This is a genomic window from Serratia sp. LSHTC3 (assembly GCF_057197125.1).
Window position 1 is genome coordinate 23068 of the sequence record NZ_JBXUNP010000004.1, and the last position, 18572, is coordinate 41639.

Genomic DNA, 18572 nt, shown 5'->3' on the forward strand with positions numbered 1-18572 from the left:
GTTTAGCTAGCCCTGTCAGCGCCACGATAAACGCGTATAATTCACGCTTTGCATTTATTAAGTATTAAGGTGTGTCGGGCAATGTTCGAATGGATTATGGATCCCAATGCCTGGTTAGCGTTAGGTACGCTAACCATTCTTGAGATCGTACTGGGTATTGATAACATCATTTTTCTGTCGCTGGTGGTGGCGAAGCTGCCCAAAGCGCAACAGAACAAAGCTCGCCGAATGGGCTTGGCCGCCGCCATGCTGATGCGCCTGGCGCTGCTGGCCTCCATCGCCTGGGTGATCCGCTTGACGCACCCGCTGTTCACCGTGCTGGATCACGCCATTTCCGCCCGCGATCTGATCCTGCTGCTGGGGGGACTGTTCCTGATCTGGAAAGCCAGCAAAGAGATCCACGAAACCATCGAAGGGTCGGAAGAAGAGCACCACACCAAGGTGCACAGCTTCTTCGGCGCGATCGTACAGATCATGCTGTTGGATATCATCTTCAGTCTGGATTCGGTGATTACCGCCGTGGGCCTTTCCGATCACCTGTTCATCATGATGGCGGCGGTGGTGATTGCCGTCGGCGTGATGATGTTCGCCGCCCGGCCGATCGGCGAATTCGTCAACCGCCATCCGTCGGTGAAAATGCTGGCGCTGGCGTTCCTGATCCTGGTGGGCTTCACGCTGATGCTGGAAAGCTTCCAGGTGCACGTGCCGAAAGGCTACATCTACTTCGCCATGTTCTTCTCCATGTCGGTAGAAGCGCTCAATCTGATGCGCAGCAAGAAAAATCGTTCGCCGGAATAACCCTGCGCGGAGGCCGCCATCGGCGGCTTCCGCCGTTTCGTTGCCCCCTCATTTCAGTTTTTCTTATCAGATAAAGACTTATCTGAGACGTCCCCGGCCAAGAGTTTGCTAATCTTGAAAGAATATTGTTTTTGCATAATCGAGGATCCGCAGGATGAAAAAGTGGGTAATGGCAGTGTCTGCGCTGGTGATGGCGGCCGGTTTGGCGGGATGTTCCAGCGACTACGTCATGGCGACCAAAGACGGCAACATGATCCTGACGCAAGGCAAACCAGAGATCGACGAAGACACCGGACTCATCAGTTATAAAGACGAGAAAGGCAACCACCGCCAGATCAACGGCGATCAGGTTTCCCAGGTTATCGAACGCTAATCACCGCTCGCCGGCTATCGCCCGTTCAAGCGCGGTAGCCCTCATTCGTCTCCGCACTGAATCCGCTTCCCCCATCTTCACCGCTTGGTTATAGTCAGGAAAGGCGACATCGCCGCCCGACGGACTTTGCGCCGTCTTCTGAATTGGGCTCCTGTTTCACCGGGCCGCGCGGCCCGTCAGCGCTAACAAGAAAGGAAGGCCGTTAATGCAATACCACCGTATTCCCCACAGTTCTTTAGAAGTGAGCGTGCTGGGACTGGGCACCATGACCTTTGGCGAACAGAACAGCGAAGCCGACGCCCATGCGCAACTGGACTATGCATTGGCCGCAGGCGTGAACCTGATAGACACCGCCGAACTGTACCCGGTGCCGCCTCGCCCGGAAACCCAGGGCCTGACCGAGAGCTATATCGGCAGTTGGATCAAGGCGCGCGGCAATCGCGAAAAAATCGTCCTGGCCAGCAAAGTTTCGGGCCCGGTACGCGGCACCGACAGCAGCATCCGTCCGCAGCAGGCGCTGGATCGCAAAAACATCCGCGCCGCGCTCGACGCCAGCCTCAAGCGGCTGAACACCGATTATCTCGATCTTTATCAATTGCACTGGCCGCAGCGTGCTACCAACTGCTTTGGCAAACTCAACTATCAATACACCGAGGACAAAGCTACGGTCACGCTGTTGGAAACGCTGGAAGCGCTGACCGAGCAGGTGCGCGCCGGCAAGATCCGCTATATCGGGGTTTCCAATGAAACGCCCTGGGGCGTGATGCGCTACCTGCAGCTGGCGGAGAAACATGAGCTGCCGCGCATCGTGTCGATTCAAAACCCGTACAGCCTGCTGAACCGCAGCTTTGAGATTGGCCTGGCCGAGATCAGCCAGCACGAAGGGGTGGAACTGCTGGCCTATTCCAGCCTGGCGTTCGGCACCCTGAGCGGTAAATACCTCAACGGCGCAAAACCGGCCGGCGCGCGCAATACGCTGTTCACCCGTTTCAACCGTTATTCAGGGCAGCAAACCCAGTTGGCGATCGCCGAATACGTGGCGCTGGCCAAAAAACACGGGCTGGATCCTTCGCAGATGGCCTTGGCCTTCGTGCGTCAGCAGCCATTCGTCGCCAGCACTCTGCTGGGCGCCACCTCGGTGGATCAGTTGAAAATCAACCTCGACAGCCTCGACGTGATTCTGGATGAGGACGTGCTGCAGGCGCTCGAAGAAATCCACACCCGGTTTACCATTCCGGCGCCTTGATAGCCTGAGGGCGCAGCCTGGCTGCGCCCCGTTTCACCGCCGCTGAGACCACCACAATGCGCTAATCGCCAGCGCAAACACCACGCCAAACCCTACGCCGACGCCCACCACCGGCACGCCCAGCTTCACGACCAAAGAATACAGGCCCAGCATCAGCAACATGGCGGCGTTTTCACCCAGGTTTTGCACTGCGATCGCATTACCGGCGCCGACCGAATGTTTGCCCCGCTCCTGCAGCAACGCATTGAGCGGCACGACGAAGAAGCCCCCCAGCATGCCGATGAGCGCCAGCAAGACGTAGGCATTGAGCATGGTCGTTTGCAGCGCAAACACCGCGACCGCGATGCCGATCAGGATCCCGGCCGGCATGCAGCGTTTCACCGTCTTCAGCGTGACGAAGCGCGCGGCGGCGCCGGCGCCCACCACGATGCCGACGGCCACCATGGCGTTCAGCAGCGTCGGCGTGGCGTTATCGGCGATGCCAAGCGCCACCGGCACCCACAGCACCAACAGAAAACGCAGCGTCACGCCGGCCCCCCAAAACAGGCTGGTGCCAATCAATGAGAAACGCGTCTGTCCATCGCGCCATAATGTGACGCAGGCGGTAAAGAAACTGTTCGTCATGGCCCGCGGCCGCCATGAAGCCCCTGGGCGTGCCGCCGCCAGACGTGGAATATACAGGTTGGCGACCACCGCCCCCGCGTAAACCAACGCGCAGGCCGCCAGCGCCGCGACCACGTGCCAGTCCGCCAGAATACCGCCGGCCACCGAACCGGTCAGAATGGCGGCGATGGTCGAGGCCTCCATCAGGCCGTTAGCCTTGACCAGCTTCTCGCCGCTGGTGATCTCGCCCAGAATGCCGTATTTGGCCGGAGAATACGCGGCGGCCCCCACGCCGACCAGGCTGTAACCCAGAAACGGGTTCCCCCCAAAACAGATCACCAATGCCCCCGCCAGCTTCAGCGCGTTGGCGAACATCATCACCCGCCCTTTGGCGAAGCTGTCGGCCACCTGGCCGACAAACGGTGCCAGGATGATGTAGGTGGCGACGAAGGCCATCTGCAGGATCGGCTGGCTCCAGTCCGGATACAGCTGCTGCTTGATCAGCGCCAGCGTGGCGAACAGCAACGCATTGTCGCCGAACGCCGAGAGGAACTGCGCGCTGATCACCGCGATCATGCCGCGTGACAACAAAGGGGATTCGGTCGAAGGATTCATCAGGCACTCTCCGGCTGTTCGGCCATATGACGCAAGGTGACGAAATCAGGTTTGCCGCTGCCGAGCACCGGCAGCGTTTTCAACAGGCGAATATCGCGCGGCACCGCCAGCTCCGGGCTGCCCAGCTCGCGCGCCACCCGCAGCAATGCCTCGCGGGTAATGGCGGGATCGGTGGTGAACAGCACCAGCGCCTCGCCTTTGCTGCTGTCGCTTTTGACCGTGGCGGCATGCAGTTTTTCCGGCGACAGCCGTTGCGCCAGCAGTTCGACGCTCTCCAGCGACACCATCTCGCCCGCCAGCTTGGCGAAGCGCTTCACGCGTCCGCGAATGGTGCAGTAACCCTGCTCATCCAGGCTGACGATATCGCCGGTATCATACCAACCCGGCTGCAGCACACCGTTCGCATCTTCCGCCGCCGGCGGTTCCAGCTCACCGGGACGTTCAACCCGCAGGTAGCCTTTCATGATATTCGGCCCCTTCAGCTGCAGGCGGCCACCGTTATCGATGCCCGGCACCGCGATCAAACGCGCCTCCATCTGCGGCATGATACGGCCAACGGTGCCCACCTTGGTCGCCAGCGGCACGTTGATCGACACCACCGGCGCGCACTCGGTCACGCCATAGCCTTCCAGAATGCGGATGCCGTATTTATCCTGATAGATCTGTTTGGTGCTGTCCGCCAGTTTCTCCGCGCCGGCCACCACATAGCGCAAGCGGGCGAAATCATACGGATGCGCGAAGCGCGCATAGTTGTTGAGGAAGGTCGCCGTGCCAAACAGCACCGTGCAGTTACGGTCATACACCAACTCCGGCACCACGCGATAGTGCAGCGGGCTGGGGTAGAGGAAAATGCGGCTGCCGGTGAGAAGCGGCGTCAGCAGCCCCACCGTCAGGCCGAACGAGTGGAACAGCGGCAGTGACGACATGAAGCGGTCGCGCGGCGTGAAATCGGCGATGGTGCGGATTTGTTCTACGTTGGCCAGCAGGCTGGCATGCGAATGCACCACGCCCTTGGGGTGGCCTTCGGAACCGGAAGTGAACAAGATCAGCGCCGCGTCCTCCGGGCGTTGCGGCAACATCGCGCGCTGCGGTTGCAGCAATTGCCGCAGGATCCACAGCTTGTCCGCCAGCGTAACGGTGTCTTTCAGATCCTCCAGATACACCCAGTTGGCCTGCGTCACCTGCTCCGGCAGATGGGTCAGCTTGCCCTTCTCCAGGAACTGGCGCGAGGTGACGATGGTCTTGATGCCGGCGGCGGTCATCGCGCTGTTCAGGCCGTTGGCGCCGGCGGTGTAGTTGAGCATCGCCGGAATGCGGTTGCGCAGCGAAGCGCCGAAGATCGCCGCCGCGGTGATGGTGGCGTTGGGCAACAGCAGCCCGACGTGCTCCCCTTCGGCGGTAAAGCGCTGCAGAATGCGGCTGACGCCCAGCGATTTCTTGATCAGCGTTTGGTAGCTGTCCTCTTTGAAAGCGATGTCTTCGATACAGGGCTTGCGGTGCCCATAGCGCTGCTGCGCCGCCAGCAAGGCATGGAACAGCGTCTGCGGTTCGCGCGTCTCCATGCGCGCCCGCATCATGATCTGCATCAGCCGATCGCCCGCCAGCGCCCGCCGCTCGCGCGCACGCGGAGCCTCCGGCATCGGCAGCGTGGTCGGCGGCAAGATGCGGATGCTGATTTGCGGAAACCAGCGGATCTTGAACACCCCGGCCATGCGGCCGAACGGGCTGAATTCGGGGCCGTCGATCCGCACCGGCACCACGGTGGCGCCCGATTTGGCGGCGATAAACGCCGCGCCGTCGTAGATTTTCATCAGCGCGCCGGTTACGGTGATGCGCCCTTCAGGGAACACCACGATCGGCCGCCCCTGTTCGACCATGCGCACCAGTTGCTTGATGGCCATCGGCTTGGTGGGATCGAGCGAGACGAAATCGATGTAAGGCCGCAGCCAGCGCATAAACCAGCTCTCGCCGATGCTGGCATAGACCGCAAACACCGGTTTTATCGGCAGGAACAGCGCCAGCAGTACGCCGTCGAGGAAAGAGACGTGGTTCGGCGTAATCAGTAATTTTTGCCGTTCGAAGTGCTGGACGTCCCCTTCGACCCGTACCCGAAACAACAGGCGAAACAGCGCGCGCAGCAGTGAAAAGATCATGCCCTTCTCCCTTGGCCATGGAGGCGTAAATCGTTGTAGGGAAAAGAATACTATATGGCAGGCAAAAAAAAACCTACGCATCCGCGTAGGTTGGTGCAATTGAAAATGGCTTCAACATACAGAGTATGCTGATTTCTCACCAATCAATACCTCTGGGATCACCTACTCTAGAGAGATGGCATGCAGGAAACTACCGCCGAATCGCAAGAGTTCTGCTCCAAATGCAACCAGCTGTAAATTTCCCGCGATCTGCTGTAATAACTCAATGAAACTTAAACCTTCCCGCAGCGACGAAAAAATAAATATAACAACGACGAGCCAGTGACCCAGACGTGAAATCTTCACTCATCGCGCGCTGACCTCGACCAGGCAGCTCATGGCGTTCGGCCCCTGCGTCAGCGGCGAGGTGCCGATATCCAGCGTCAGCACGTTCGGGTTGCCCGCCTGCTCGACCGGCCGGCGCTGCGCGTCGAAACCCGGCTCGAACCAGGCACCGGTCGCCATCAACACCACGCCGCGCGTCACGCCATCGGTGAGCGATACCCCCGCCAGACAGCTGCCGCGCGCATTGCTGACCAGCACTTCGGCGCCGTCCGCCACGCCGCGCGGCTCCGCATCGTCCGGATGCATATACAGGGTTTCGCGCCCGGCGGTCTTGTTGCCCTGCGCCAGCGGCGCCGGATCCATCTGGCTATGCAGGCGATCGCTCGGCTGAATGGAGATCAGGTGCAGCGGCCAGTTTTTGGCCTGCGGCGCACCCAGCCACTCCACCGGCGGCCGCCACTGCGGATGCGGAGCGAAATCTTCGTAGCGATAGCCGGCGATCCGCTCGCTGAACAATTCGATCTTGCCGCTGGGCGTTTGCAGCGGGTTAACCTGGGGATCGGCGCGAAACGCGTCAAAAAATACAAACTCTTTGGCCGGCGCGGGCAGCTCGACATAGCCCCGTTGCCAGAACGCCTCAAACTCGGGCCAGGCGACGCCGGCGCGCTGCTGCGCCGCGCCGCATTGCCGATAGATAGCTTCGATCCAGGCGCGCTCATCGCGGTTTTCGGTAAAGCGCTCGCGATAACCGAGACGCTCCGCCAGATCGGCGAAGATATCGAAATCGTTGCGCGCCTGATGCTGCGGCGAAATGGCCTGATGCATCGCCAACACGTAGCGATCGCGCGACGAGCCGCCGATGTCGTTGCGTTCCAGCGAACTGGTGACCGGCAACACGATATCCGCCATTTTGGCTGCCGCCGTCCACCAGATATCTTGGACGATCACCGTATCCGGCTTCTGCCAACCTTCCACCAGTCGGTTCAACTGCTGATGGTGATGGAACGGGTTGCCGCCGGCCCAGTGCACCAGATGGATATCCGGATAATGCCGCGTCTCGCCGCAAAATTGATAGGCTTCGCCGGGGTGCAGCAGCATGTCGCAGATGCGCGCCACCGGGATCGCCAGCCCGGCCGGGTTATCCCCTACCGGCATGGTCGGCGCGGGGGTATCCACGCGCGGGTTGCCGACGCCGTTCATTGAGCCGTGGCCGAACGAAAAACCGCCGCCCGGCAGCCCCACCTGACCCAGCATCGACGACAGCGCGATCATCATCCAGTACGGTTGCTCGCCACGATGCGCGCGCTGCACAGAGTAGGAACAGGTGATAAAACTGCGCACGCCGATCAGCTGCCGCGCCAGCAGCGCTATGCGCGCCGTCGGAATGCCGGTGATGGCGCTGGCCCAGGCCGGCGTTTTCGCCACGCCGTCGCTCACGCCGTTCAGGTAATCCGCCAACTGTTGATAACCCACGCAGTGGCTGTGCAGGAAGGCTTCATCCTGCGCGCCCAGCCGCTGGATTTCGTAAGCCAGCGCCAGCATCAGCGCCACGTCGGTATTCGGCCGGATCGGGATCCATTCCGCATTGACGAACTCGGGGCAATCATCGCGCATCGGGCTGATGTTGACCACCGGCGTACCCTTGCGCGCCAGCTTTTGCAGCCAGGGCTTGAGCGCATGTTCCGCCGCGCCGCCGGAAGAGACCTGAGCGTTTTTCAGCGCCAACCCACCAAACGCCACAAACAGCTCGCAATGCTCCACCACGCTCGGCCAACTGGTGACGCGCCCGGTCAACGGCGAGAAAGTGCCGATCACATACGGCAGAAAGAACTGCGCTGCGCCCCAGCTGTAGTTGCCCTGCTGATCGACCCCACCGCCGCCGCTGAAATAGAATCGCCGCACCAGCGAGCGGGCATGGTGCAACCGCCCGGCCGACGACCAGCCATAAGAGCCGGTAAACAACCCGGAGGCGCCGTAGCGCTCGCGCACCCGGCGATTCTCCTGCGCCACCAAATCGAGCGCCAATTCCCAGTCCACCTCGACGAAATCTTCCCTGCCGCGCAGCGTACGGTCGCTGCCCTCGCGCTTTTGCAGCCACGAGCGGCGCACCGCCGGCTTGCGAATGCGTTTGTCGGAGTAAACCATCGGCGCGATGGAATCGAGCAGCGGCGAAGGGTCGGGATCGTCGACGAAGGGTTCACAACGGATAAGCCGGCCGTCTTCAACCACGGCGGTATAAGCGCCCCAATGGGCGAGCTGCGGATAGCGTTTAATGGACATGGCGTTCTCGGCGCAAATCGGAATGCACAGACGTTACCTCAAGCCCACCGCCGGTGCCAACGTACAAATTGCGCTATCGTTCGGTAGCAGTTGGTTATGCGTACAGACTCGAAGAGATTCTGCAACCGCCGCCACAAGTTGCGCACGAGACCGCTTGCAGCCCCGGTTTTTTTCCGCAAAACTGGGGGATGTAAGCGATTACCCAGGATGTGTTGACTGATATGGCTACGATAAAGGATGTTGCCAGGCTGGCGGGGGTTTCCGTGGCCACGGTATCCCGCGTGATAAACAATTCCCCCAAGGCCAGCGAAGGGTCGCGCACCGCAGTGCAGGCCGCGATGGAACAGCTGCAGTATCACCCTAACGCCAACGCTCGGGCGCTGGCGCAGCAATCCACCGAGACGCTGGGGCTGATCGTCTCCGACGTTTCCGATCCCTTCTTCGGCGCGATGGTCAAAGCGGTCGAGCAGGTGGCCTACGCCACCCACAATTTTCTGCTGATTGGCAACGGTTACCACGACGCCGAAAAAGAGCGTCAGGCGATTGAACAGCTGGTGCGGCACCGCTGCGAAGCGCTGGTTGTGCACGCCAAAAGGCTGAGCGATCAGGAACTTTGCGGCTGGATGCAACAGATCCCGGGCATGGTGCTGATCAATCGCACGCTGCCGGGCTTCGAAACGCGCTGCGTGGCGCTCGACGATCGCTACGGCGCCTGGCTGGCAACCCGACATCTGATCCAGCAAGGGCATCAGCGCATCGCCATCATCTGCTCCACCCACCAGATTTCCGACGCCACCGACCGGCTGCAGGGCTATCTCGACGCGCTGCGGGAACACGGTATCGCGGTGGATGAAAAGCTGATCGCCTATGGCGAACCGGACGAAATCGGCGGCGAACAGGCGATGACCGAATTGCTCGGCCGCGGCCGTTCGTTCTCCGCCATTACCTGCTACAACGATCCGATGGCCGCCGGCGCGCTTTCGGTGCTGAGCGATAACAGCGTCGACGTACCGGGGGAAATTTCGCTGATCGGTTTCGACGACGTGCTGATTTCGCGCTATCTTCGGCCGCGCCTGACCACCATTCGCTACCCGATCGTGGCGATGGCGACCCAGGCGGCGGAGCTGGCGCTGGCACTGGCCAACCGGCAACCGCTGCCGGAAATCACCAACATGTTCAGCCCAACGCTGGTGCGCCGCCACTCGGTCGCCACCCTCAACAACGCACACGAACAGCCGTAATTCCCACCGCCGCATGGGTGAGCCGTCACCCATGCGCTCAGATTGCGCAGCCCGCCGCATTTCCCGCTTTTGGATTTTTTCCGCTCCCAGCGTTCGTACATATTGTTGGCACAATAACCTTTACACTATATAGCATAAACACTATATTTGGAGCGCGTCATGTGGCAAGTGGTGACCGTCGAACGGTTTGACGACTGGTTTTTAGCGCTGAACAACGCCCAGCAAACAAGCATCCTGGCGGCGATCTACAAATTGCAGACGTTCGGTCCGCAATTGGCGCGGCCGCATGCCGATACGCTGCATTTTTCCGACGCGGTCCGGCAGTTGAAGGAGCTGCGCATTCAACATCGCGGGCGCCCTTTCAGGGTGTTTTTCGCCTTTGATCCACAGCGGCAAGCGGTATTGCTGTGCGGCGGCGATAAAACCGGCGACAAACGCTTTTACCAGCGCATGTTGCCCATCGCCGCCATGGAGTTTTCACATTATCTGGCAACCCGGAGGTAGTGCAGATGGCCAAACCTTTATCCCAACTGATCGATAAACTCGATCCCGCCGTCGTTGCCGCCGCCAGGCAAAAAGCGGACCAGGAGATTTTCGAGCTGCGGCTGGCGATGCTGAGGGAAGAGTTGGCGGTTTCTCAGGTTGAATTGGCGAAGCGGCTCGGCATCAGCCAACCCTCCGTCGCCAATTTGGAAAAGCGCGGCAGCGAAATCAAACTGTCGTCGCTCAAACGCTATATCGAGGCGATGGGCGGCACGCTGTCGCTGGATGTGCAATTGCCCAATGGCCAGCACCGCCGCATGACGCTGTGAAGCGGGCGCCAGGCGCCCGCCCGCTGATCAGATAAGTTCCAGCGCGATCAGTTCTTCGATGGTTTGGCGGCGGCGGATCAAACGCGGCTCGCCGTTTTCGAACAGCACTTCAGGCAACAGCGGACGGCTGTTGTAGTTGGAGGACATCGATGCGCCGTAGGCGCCGGTGTCGTGGAACACCAGATAATCGCCGATCTGCACCGGCGGCAGCTCGCGGGTTTCCACGCCGCCGCCCGCCTGCTGGGTAAACACGTCGCCGGATTCGCACAGCGGCCCGGCGATCACCGTGTCGCGCAGCGCTTGCCCCGAGGTATCGCGCCCATCGGCCGGCAACAGCGAAATATGGTGGTAACTGCCGTACATCGCCGGGCGCATCAGATCGTTAAAACCGGCGTCCACCAGCACGAAGTGGCGGCTGCCCATGTCTTTTACCGCCCGCACTTCGGCCACCAAGACGCCCGCTTCCGCCATCAGGAAACGTCCGGGTTCAATCTCCAGCTGCACCGGATGCCCCAGATGCGCGGCGATGCGTTCACGCGCCCGGTTCCACAAACCGAAATAGTGTTCGGTATCGATCGCCTCTTCGCCGTACTGATACGGGATAGACAGGCCGCCGCCGGCGGAAATGGCGCTGATGTCATGACCGAGATCGATCACCTGCTGCACCATCGCATCGCAGACCCGCTCCAGATGCTGGTAATCGACCCCGGAACCGATGTGCATATGCACGCCGATCAGCTTCAGGCCGTAGCGGCGAATTTTCTCCACCGCCTGCGGCAGGTCGGCATACCAGATGCCGTGCTTGCTGTTCTCGCCGCCGGTGTTGGTTTTCTGGCTGTGGCCATGGCCAAACCCCGGATTAATGCGCAGCCACACCGGATGCCCTGCGGAAACCTGGCCGAGCTGATCCAGCATGTCGATGGAACCGGCGTTAACCGGGATCTTCAATTCGCTGACGCGCGCCAGCGTGGCGTGATCCAACACGTCCGCGGTAAACACGATCTCGTTCGGTTCGCCGCCCGGTTGAAAACCGGACTGCAGCGCCCGTTCGATCTCGCCCAGCGACACCGAATCCACCTTCACACCCTGCTCGCGCATCAAGCGCAAAATATGAATGTTCGAACAGGCCTTCTGCGCGAAACGAATGGTGTCGAAGTGGCGCAGCTGAGCGATGCGCTGGCTGATGATGTCCGCATCATAGGCCCAGACCGGGCAACCGAAACGCTGCGGCAAGGCCAGCAGGTTAGCGGCGTTCAACGCGGTGGAGGTGTCGTGCAACGGGCGTGGCATGGCGATATTCCCAATTCGAAAATGACGGCAGATAACGCCATAGTGCCGCACGCTGAATCGAGTGGAAAATATCTATTTAGCCGTAGTCTATTCATTTATGATATGGCTTTCTCTACAGTCGAGCGGCCTCGCCATGCACAGTATCTCTTTGCGGCAGATCGAAATCTTTCGGGCGGTGATGACCACCGGCAACCTGACCGAGGCGGCAGCCCTGCTGCAAACCTCGCAACCGACCGTCAGCCGCGAGCTGGCGCGCTTTGAAAAGCTGATTCGGCTGCAGCTGTTCGACCGGGTGCGCGGGCGTTTGTCCCCCACCGTGCAAGGGTTACGGCTGTTCGAAGAGGTACAGCGCTCCTATTACGGCCTCGATCGCATCGTCAACGCCGCCGCCGGCATCCGCCAGTTTCAGCAGGCGCAGCTGTCGATCGTGTGCCTGCCGGTATTCTCCCAATCGCTGCTGCCGGCGGTGTGCCAGCCCTTTATCGAACGTTATCCGGAAGTCAGCTTCAGCGTGATCCCGCAAGAGTCGCCGCTGCTGGAAGAGTGGCTGTCTGCCCAGCGCCACGATCTCGGGCTGACGGAAAACACCCTCACGCCGGCGGGCACCGAACGGGTGACGCTGATGACGTTGAACGAAGTGTGCGTGCTGCCGACGGGCCACCCGCTGCTGGTAAAAGACCAGCTGACGCCGCAGGACTTCGCCGGGCAGAACTTTATCAGCCTGTCGAGCACCGACAGCTATCGTCACTTGCTGGATGCGCTGTTCGGCGAACAGGGCGTCGAGCGCCGCATGGTGATGGAAACGCACAGTGCGGCGTCGGTGTGCGCCATGGTGAGAGCCGGCGTGGGGGTGTCGATCGTTAACCCGCTGACGGCGCTCGACTATGCCGGCAGCGGCGTGCACGTGCGGCCGTTCAGCATCGACGTGCCGTTCACCGTCAGCCTAATCCGGCCGCTGCACCGCCCTTCATCGGCGCTGGTCACGGCCTTTGTCGACCATCTGCATCAGCAGGCGGCACGCTTCTCCGCCCGGCTGGCCGCCGCTGTCAGGCGCTGAAAGCGGCCAGGGAATATTGCCGAGACCTTAGCGCAGCGTCGCCTGCCACTGCGGATCGGTGGCGAACCACTCCACCAGAAAGTCCAGCATGGTGCGCAAGGTGGCGGGCATCTGGCGACGCGAGGTGTAGATGCCGTAGATGCCCATCGACTGCGGCCGGTAATCCGGCAACAATTCGACCAGTTCGCCGCTGGCCAGCAGCGGGGCCGCCGAATAATAGGGCTGCATGGAAATGCCCGCGCCCTGCACCGTGCCGGCCATCAACACCACCGACTCGTTGGCGCTCAGGTTGCCGCTGACCGCCACCGCCGATTTCACCCCCTGAGCATCGAAGTGCCACAGGCTTTTGCCGAAATAGGAGTAGGTCAGGCAGTTGTGCAACGCCAGATCCTGCGGTTGGCGCGGGGTGCCGTGTGCCGCCAGATACGCCGGCGCGGCGCACACCACCGATGCGCAGGTGGACAGCGGACGGGCGATCAGGTTGGGATCCAGCTCGTTGGTGATGCGCAGCGCCAGATCGATGCGCTCTTCCACCAGGTTCACCGCCCGGTTGTTCATCTGCAGATCGACCGCCACCTGCGGGTGACGCTTCAGATACTGAGCGACCGCCCCCACCAGCGCCGTTTGCCCGAGCGACTGCGAACAGGTAATGCGCAGCAGGCCGCGCAGTTCGTCGCTCTGCCCTTCCTCCACCAGGTCGATCTCCCCCGCCAGCGCCAGCATTTGTCGGCAACGTTCCAGAGTACGCTCACCGGCATCGGTCAGACTAAGCTTACGGGTAGTGCGGTGCAGTAAACGCGCCCCGGCCCATTGCTCCATCTGCGCCAGGTAGCGAGTGACCATCGCGCGCGACATCTCCAGCGTTTCCGCGGCGGCGATCATGCTGCCGCGATCGACGATGGTGACAAAAACTTCAGCGGCGGTAATGCGATCCATGATTAGTCCGATTTATGCAATGAATAATTGCTTATTATCCGGTTTTTCTATCGCTTTATGCAACCTAACATCGTTACAACATTAACCGATACCTAAGGACCTCTGCCCATGTTTAAGAAATCACTGTTAACTCTGGCCTTCACCGGCGTCGCCACCCTGAGCACTTACGCCACCGCTGCCGATACCCTGACCATGGAAGTGTATAACCCGGGCGAGAAAAGCGTGTTCCCGGTGTCTTCCGAAATCGTCAGCGGCCAACACGAAGTGGCGCTGATTGACGCTCAGTTCCAGCGTAACGATGCCGAAGAGCTGGTGAAAAAGATCAAGGCGACCGGCAAGAAGCTGACCACCGTTTATATCAGCCACTCAGACCCGGATTTCTATTTCGGTCTGGACGTGATTAAGGCCGCTTTCCCGGAGGCGAAAATCATCGCTTCGCCAGGCACCATCAAGGACATCAACGCCACCAAAGACGGCAAAGTCGCCTATTGGGGCCCGATCCTGAAAGACAACGCGCCGAAAACCGTGATCGTGCCGCAGCCGCTGCAGGGCGACAGCTTCACCATCGACGGCCAGAAAGTGGAAGTGAAAGGCCTGAACGGCCCGACCCCCGATCGCACCTTCGTGTGGATCCCGGCGTTGAAAGCGGTCGTGGGCGGCGTCGCGGTCGCCGGTGACAATATCCATCCGTGGATCGCCGACAACCAGACCGTGGAATCGCGCCAGCACTGGCAGCAGACGCTGAAAAACATCGAAGCGCTGAAGCCGCAGGTCGTCGTGCCGGGCCACTTCCTGCCGGGCGCCGCACAGACGCTGGCATCGGTGCACTTTACCCAGAAATACCTGACCACGCTGGAGGCCGAACTGCCGAAGGCCAAGGATTCCGCCGCGCTGATTGAAGCGATGAAAAAACACTACCCGACGCTGAAAGACGAATCGAGCCTGGAACTGAGCGCGAAAGTGCTGAAAGGCGAGATGAAGTGGCCGCAATAAGCGCCCGTAAGTGATTGAACCAGCCCTGGCGCCGCGGCGGCTTGCCGCGCGCCAGGCGAGGAGTAAAAATGACCGAAACCACTCTGCATTACATTTTCGATCCGCTGTGCGGCTGGTGCTACGGCGCCGCGCCGCTGGTGAAAGCGGCTCAAAGTCTCCCCGGGCTGAAGATCGTGCCGCACGCTGGCGGCATGATGACCGGTAACAACCGCCGCCAAATCACCGATGAATGGCGCAACTACGTCATTCCACACGACAAACGCATCGCCGAGATGACGGGACAGCCTTTTGGCGAAGCCTATTTCAACGGCCTGCTGCGCGACACCACGGCGGTGATGGATTCCGAACCGCCGATCACCGCTATCCTGGCGGCGGAAAAGCTGTCTGGACGCGGGCTGGATATGTTGCACCGCATTCAGCAGGCGCACTATCAGGAAGGCCGGCGCATCGCCGACACGCCGGTGCTGGAGGCGTTGGCGAAAGAGCTGGGGTTGCCTTCGGCGGCGTTTATCGCCGAAATGCGCTTCAACAGCGGCGCACCGACCGCGCAACACATCGCGGAAAGCCGGGCGTTGCTGGCCAAAGTGCAAGGCCAGGGCTTCCCGACCTTTGCGCTGCAGGATAGTGATGGCCGCCTGCATCTGCTGCCAGCCGGCAACTATCTGGGTAATGTGGAAGCCTGGAAGAACCTGCTGGGCGCCGCCGCGCTGGCATAACCCTGCTCGCCCCGATCGTCGGGGCGGGTCATTCTACCCGCACGAACCGCCCTTCCGCCCGCACGTTGTGACCGAACCCGCAATCGCCCCGCGTGTGCATTTCCAACGCTTGCTCGCCAAACTCCATCGTCACGTCGCAGACCTGCGCGCTTTCCGCTTCATGCTGGTGGTAGACAGCCTTGCCGTGTTCGATCGGCAGCTCGGCGGAGAAGTCCCCCATGTTCGGCCCGTAATACAGCCCCATCTGCGGCATGGCGTAGCCGGAGAAATCGATCAACCAGCGCTCGCCCTGCGGCTTCACCGCCACTTCGCTCCACACGCCGCGCCCGGCGTATTGCCAGTACACGCCGCCCGGCCCCTGCGGCTGCGGCCGCTGCGCCAGCCGTTGGCGCAACAGGCTCAGGTTGTGCTGCGATTTGTCATCGTGCGGCGCCAGCGCCAGATAGGCCTGCGCCTTGAGCAATTCGCCGGCGTGCATCAGCGACAGCGCCACGTTGTTGTAAGCCGTGGCGACAGCCTGCTCGCTCAGGCCGCAAAACTCGCTCCAGGCCGCCTGATCGCGAAAGATGTCGGCGGCTTTGGCGTAATCTTGCCGCTGATAGGCCTTTTTTCCCAGTTCGGCGTAGCTCGCCACCTTTTGGCAATCGGCGGCGATGTCCGGCTCGTCAATGTGCGCCCAGGCCCGGGCGCTGGCGAAGACGCCGCAGGTCAGCAACAGGGGAAACCAAGCCTTCATCGTTTATCCTTTCTGCAAAAATTCGGCGCCAGTATAACCGCCCTGCGCCGGAGAGTATGCCGCAATTGCGCCCGCCAACGCGCCGCTGGCGATTCAGCCGCCTTATTTCAAACGGTTAGCGAGGTCAAAACTGCTTACAGTCGCAGTTTGTTTGTTACCGGCCCGCGGCCCATGCTGAACGAAATACCGCAATTATCGAGCCGTTATGAACGCAACCCCCTTGCAGAAACACGCCGTTTGGCAGCTGATCAAACCCTTTTGGGTGTCTGAGGAGCGATGGCGCGCCTGGATGATGCTGATCGCCATCGTCATCCTGTCACTGGGCCTGGTCTATATCAGCGTGCTGATCAACCAGTGGAACCAGGTGTTCTACGATGCGCTGCAGAACAAAAACTACCCGGTATTCAAGGCACAGCTGTGGCGATTTACCTATTTGGCGCTGATCTTCATCGTGCTGGCGGTCTACAAGATCTACCTGACTCAGGGGCTGCAGATGCGCTGGCGGCGCTGGATGACGGAAAAGTTCATGGGGAAATGGCTGGCGCACCAGGCGTATTATCACACCGAGCAGCAGCAGATCGTCGATAACCCCGATCAGCGTATCGCCGAAGATCTCAACGTATTGACCCAATATACCCTGTCGCTGTCGCTCGGGCTGCTCTCCAGCCTGGTGACGCTGTTTTCCTTTATCGACATCTTGTGGCACGTCAGCGGGCCGATGACCTTCGCGCTCGGCCAGCACGCCATCACGCTGCCCGGTTATATGGTGTGGTTCGCGCTGCTGTATGCGGTGCTGGGATCGCTGCTGATCTGGTGGGTCGGCAAACCGCTGGTCATGCTGGGCTTCAATCAGGAACGGTACGAGGCGAACTTCCGTTTCGGCCTGATCCGCATCCGCGAAAACAACGACGCCATCGCGCTGTACCACGGCGAACCTCGCGAGGCACAGCAGCTGGGCGATCGTTTCGACACCATTCGCAGCAACTGGTGGGCAATTATGCGCATCACCCGGCGGCTGAACATCGCCACCAACTTCTACAGCCAGTTCGCCATCGTGTTTCCCATGTTGGTGGCGGCGCCACGCTACTTCTCCGGCGCCATTCAGATGGGCGGCCTGATGCAAATCTCCTCGGCCTTCGGTCAGGTGCAGGGTGCGCTGTCGTGGTTTATCGACGCCTTCAGCGATCTGGCGATCTGGAAAGCCTGCGTCAACCGTCTGGCCGGCTTCAACGCCGCCGTCGATCAGGTGCATCATCAGCCGCGCGGCATTCAGCTGCGGGAAGACGCCGCCCATCCGTTGACGCTGAGCAACCTCAGCCTGCACTTGCCCGACGGCCAGCCGCTGCTGGCCGGCGCCGAGATGACGCTGCAACGCGGCGATCGCCTGCTGATTGTCGGCCCTTCCGGCTGTGGCAAGTCAACGCTGCTGCGGGCCATCGCCGGTATCTGGCCTTATGGCGCGGGCGTCATCGGGCTGCCGGCCAACGCCAACACGCTGTTCCTGCCGCAGCGCAGCTACATTCCGATCGGCACGCTGCGCGAAGCGTTGAGCTACCCGAGCCAGGCGACACAATACAGCGACGCGCAGCTGATGCGGGTGCTGGAAAATTGCCGCCTGAAACATCTGCAGCGCTGGCTGGATACCGCCGCCAACTGGAGCCATCGCCTGTCGCCGGGTGAGCAACAGCGGCTGGCGTTCGCCCGCGCCCTGTTGATTCGCCCGAGCATCCTGTTCCTCGACGAGGCCACCAGCGCGCTGGACGACGAAACCGAACAGTTGATGTACTGCCTGCTGGTGGATGAACTGCCGGACGTGACGCTGATCAGCGTGGCGCATCGCAACAGCGTGGCGAAGTACCACCAGACCTGTTGGCGCTTCAGCCGCGGCGAAGACCAACCGGCGCGTCTGGCGCTGAGCCCGCTGCCGGTATAACCCGCAGACCGACGGCGTTCGTTCAGATGCCGTCGGTTTGCACGTCTTCGCATTTCACCCGGCGACGCTCATGCCACAGGCTGGTCAGGCCGCGTTTACCGCACGCCAGCGCCACCTCGCGAAATTCATCCAGGCTCAGTCCATCGCGCTCCAGCATCATTTCCGCCGCCAGCTGCATATTGACGCCGGTCAGCACTTCGCAATCGCCCCGCGCATCCGCCAGTTCACAGGCGCTACGAAACGGCGAACCGCCGAGCATGTCGGTGAGGAACACCACGCCGTCCGGCTGCGCCACCGCGGCCAGCGCCGAGCGTAAGGCGTCGTTGAGCTGCGCGGTGCTCATCTGTTCGGGGAAATCGACCGCCGCGCAGTGCCGCTGCGGCCCCACCACCTGTTCCACCGCCTGCAACAGCCCGGTGGCAAAGCCGCCGTGGCCGGTAATCACAATGCCTGGCATAGCCCGCTC

General features: G+C 61.2%; 17 protein-coding genes. 10 read left to right on the top strand and 7 right to left on the bottom strand.

What is annotated here, in order from left to right:
* The first annotated feature begins 81 nt into the window (after window positions 1-81).
* The 3 genes from AC2CGI_RS15765 (at window position 82) to AC2CGI_RS15775 (ending at window position 2417) form a co-directional block, all read left to right on the top strand.
* Window positions 82-798, top strand: coding sequence for a TerC family protein (locus AC2CGI_RS15765; RefSeq protein WP_004931845.1), 717 nt, complete (start codon window positions 82-84; stop codon window positions 796-798).
* A 154-nt stretch (window positions 799-952) separates the two neighbouring features.
* Window positions 953-1171 (top strand): YgdI/YgdR family lipoprotein, encoded by a 219-nt coding sequence (locus AC2CGI_RS15770; RefSeq protein WP_004931843.1) that lies wholly within the window; start codon window positions 953-955, stop codon window positions 1169-1171.
* A 205-nt stretch (window positions 1172-1376) separates the two neighbouring features.
* The gene (locus tag AC2CGI_RS15775) at window positions 1377-2417 is read left to right on the top strand and encodes an NADP(H)-dependent aldo-keto reductase (RefSeq protein ID WP_015378923.1); all 1041 of its coding nucleotides are present in this window, start codon (window positions 1377-1379) and stop codon (window positions 2415-2417) included.
* Between the two features lie 33 nt (window positions 2418-2450).
* Here the strand turns inward: AC2CGI_RS15775 and lplT are convergent, their stop codons facing one another.
* The 3 genes from lplT to AC2CGI_RS15790 form a co-directional block, all read right to left on the bottom strand.
* The gene (lplT, locus tag AC2CGI_RS15780) at window positions 2451-3635 is read right to left on the bottom strand and encodes a lysophospholipid transporter LplT (RefSeq protein WP_076741317.1); all 1185 of its coding nucleotides are present in this window, start codon (window positions 3633-3635) and stop codon (window positions 2451-2453) included.
* Window positions 3635-5788 carry a bifunctional acyl-ACP--phospholipid O-acyltransferase/long-chain-fatty-acid--ACP ligase gene (gene aas / locus AC2CGI_RS15785; protein ID WP_076741316.1) on the bottom strand — a complete coding sequence of 718 codons (2154 nt, stop codon included), beginning with the start codon at window positions 5786-5788 and terminating at the stop codon, window positions 3635-3637. Before aas ends, lplT begins: the two co-directional genes overlap by 1 nt.
* Before the next feature lie 345 nt (window positions 5789-6133).
* Window positions 6134-8392, bottom strand: coding sequence for a molybdopterin guanine dinucleotide-containing S/N-oxide reductase (locus AC2CGI_RS15790; protein ID WP_044030593.1), 2259 nt, complete (start codon window positions 8390-8392; stop codon window positions 6134-6136).
* Window positions 8393-8613: 221 nt separating this feature from the next.
* On the opposite strand from AC2CGI_RS15790, the gene galR reads away from it, so the two are divergent.
* The 3 genes from galR to AC2CGI_RS15805 all read left to right on the top strand — a co-directional run bounded on the left by galR (window position 8614) and on the right by AC2CGI_RS15805 (window position 10445).
* The gene (galR, locus tag AC2CGI_RS15795; protein ID WP_004931832.1) at window positions 8614-9633 is read left to right on the top strand and encodes an HTH-type transcriptional regulator GalR; all 1020 of its coding nucleotides are present in this window, start codon (window positions 8614-8616) and stop codon (window positions 9631-9633) included.
* 159 nt (window positions 9634-9792) lie between these two features.
* Window positions 9793-10137 carry a type II toxin-antitoxin system RelE/ParE family toxin gene (locus tag AC2CGI_RS15800; protein ID WP_004931830.1) on the top strand — a complete coding sequence of 115 codons (345 nt, stop codon included), beginning with the start codon at window positions 9793-9795 and terminating at the stop codon, window positions 10135-10137.
* Window positions 10138-10142: 5 nt separating this feature from the next.
* Complete coding sequence (locus AC2CGI_RS15805) at window positions 10143-10445, top strand: helix-turn-helix domain-containing protein (protein ID WP_004931828.1); 303 nt, start codon at window positions 10143-10145, stop codon at window positions 10443-10445.
* A gap of 27 nt (window positions 10446-10472) precedes the next feature.
* Here AC2CGI_RS15805 and lysA read toward each other — a convergent pair whose 3' ends face one another.
* Window positions 10473-11735 carry a diaminopimelate decarboxylase gene (gene lysA / locus AC2CGI_RS15810; protein WP_484593959.1) on the bottom strand — a complete coding sequence of 421 codons (1263 nt, stop codon included), beginning with the start codon at window positions 11733-11735 and terminating at the stop codon, window positions 10473-10475.
* Between the two features lie 133 nt (window positions 11736-11868).
* Between lysA and AC2CGI_RS15815 the strand changes: the two genes are divergently transcribed.
* Window positions 11869-12792: a LysR family transcriptional regulator gene (locus AC2CGI_RS15815; RefSeq protein ID WP_076741314.1), complete on the top strand. Its 924-nt coding sequence runs from the start codon at window positions 11869-11871 to the stop codon at window positions 12790-12792.
* Between the two features lie 27 nt (window positions 12793-12819).
* On the opposite strand, the gene AC2CGI_RS15820 is transcribed toward AC2CGI_RS15815, so the two are convergent.
* Window positions 12820-13728 carry a LysR family transcriptional regulator gene (locus tag AC2CGI_RS15820; RefSeq protein WP_015378928.1) on the bottom strand — a complete coding sequence of 303 codons (909 nt, stop codon included), beginning with the start codon at window positions 13726-13728 and terminating at the stop codon, window positions 12820-12822.
* Window positions 13729-13836: 108 nt separating this feature from the next.
* Here AC2CGI_RS15820 and AC2CGI_RS15825 point away from each other — a divergent pair, with 108 nt between their 5' ends.
* A complete protein-coding gene (locus AC2CGI_RS15825; RefSeq protein WP_004931820.1) occupies window positions 13837-14721 on the top strand; it encodes an MBL fold metallo-hydrolase in 885 nt (294 codons plus the stop codon).
* A 68-nt stretch (window positions 14722-14789) separates the two neighbouring features.
* Window positions 14790-15437, top strand: coding sequence for a DsbA family protein (locus tag AC2CGI_RS15830; RefSeq protein ID WP_076741313.1), 648 nt, complete (start codon window positions 14790-14792; stop codon window positions 15435-15437).
* Window positions 15438-15465: 28 nt separating this feature from the next.
* Here AC2CGI_RS15830 and AC2CGI_RS15835 read toward each other — a convergent pair whose 3' ends face one another.
* On the bottom strand, window positions 15466-16173 hold the full coding sequence (locus AC2CGI_RS15835) for a hypothetical protein (protein ID WP_021505679.1): 708 nt from the start codon (window positions 16171-16173) through the stop codon (window positions 15466-15468).
* Window positions 16174-16378: 205 nt separating this feature from the next.
* Between AC2CGI_RS15835 and AC2CGI_RS15840 the strand changes: the two genes are divergently transcribed.
* Window positions 16379-18106 (top strand): ABC transporter ATP-binding protein/permease, encoded by a 1728-nt coding sequence (locus tag AC2CGI_RS15840; protein ID WP_076741312.1) that lies wholly within the window; start codon window positions 16379-16381, stop codon window positions 18104-18106.
* Window positions 18107-18128: 22 nt separating this feature from the next.
* Here AC2CGI_RS15840 and agaF read toward each other — a convergent pair whose 3' ends face one another.
* Window positions 18129-18563 (bottom strand): PTS galactosamine/N-acetylgalactosamine transporter subunit IIA, encoded by a 435-nt coding sequence (gene agaF, locus AC2CGI_RS15845; RefSeq protein ID WP_076741311.1) that lies wholly within the window; start codon window positions 18561-18563, stop codon window positions 18129-18131.
* Between the last annotated feature and the right edge of the window lie 9 nt (window positions 18564-18572).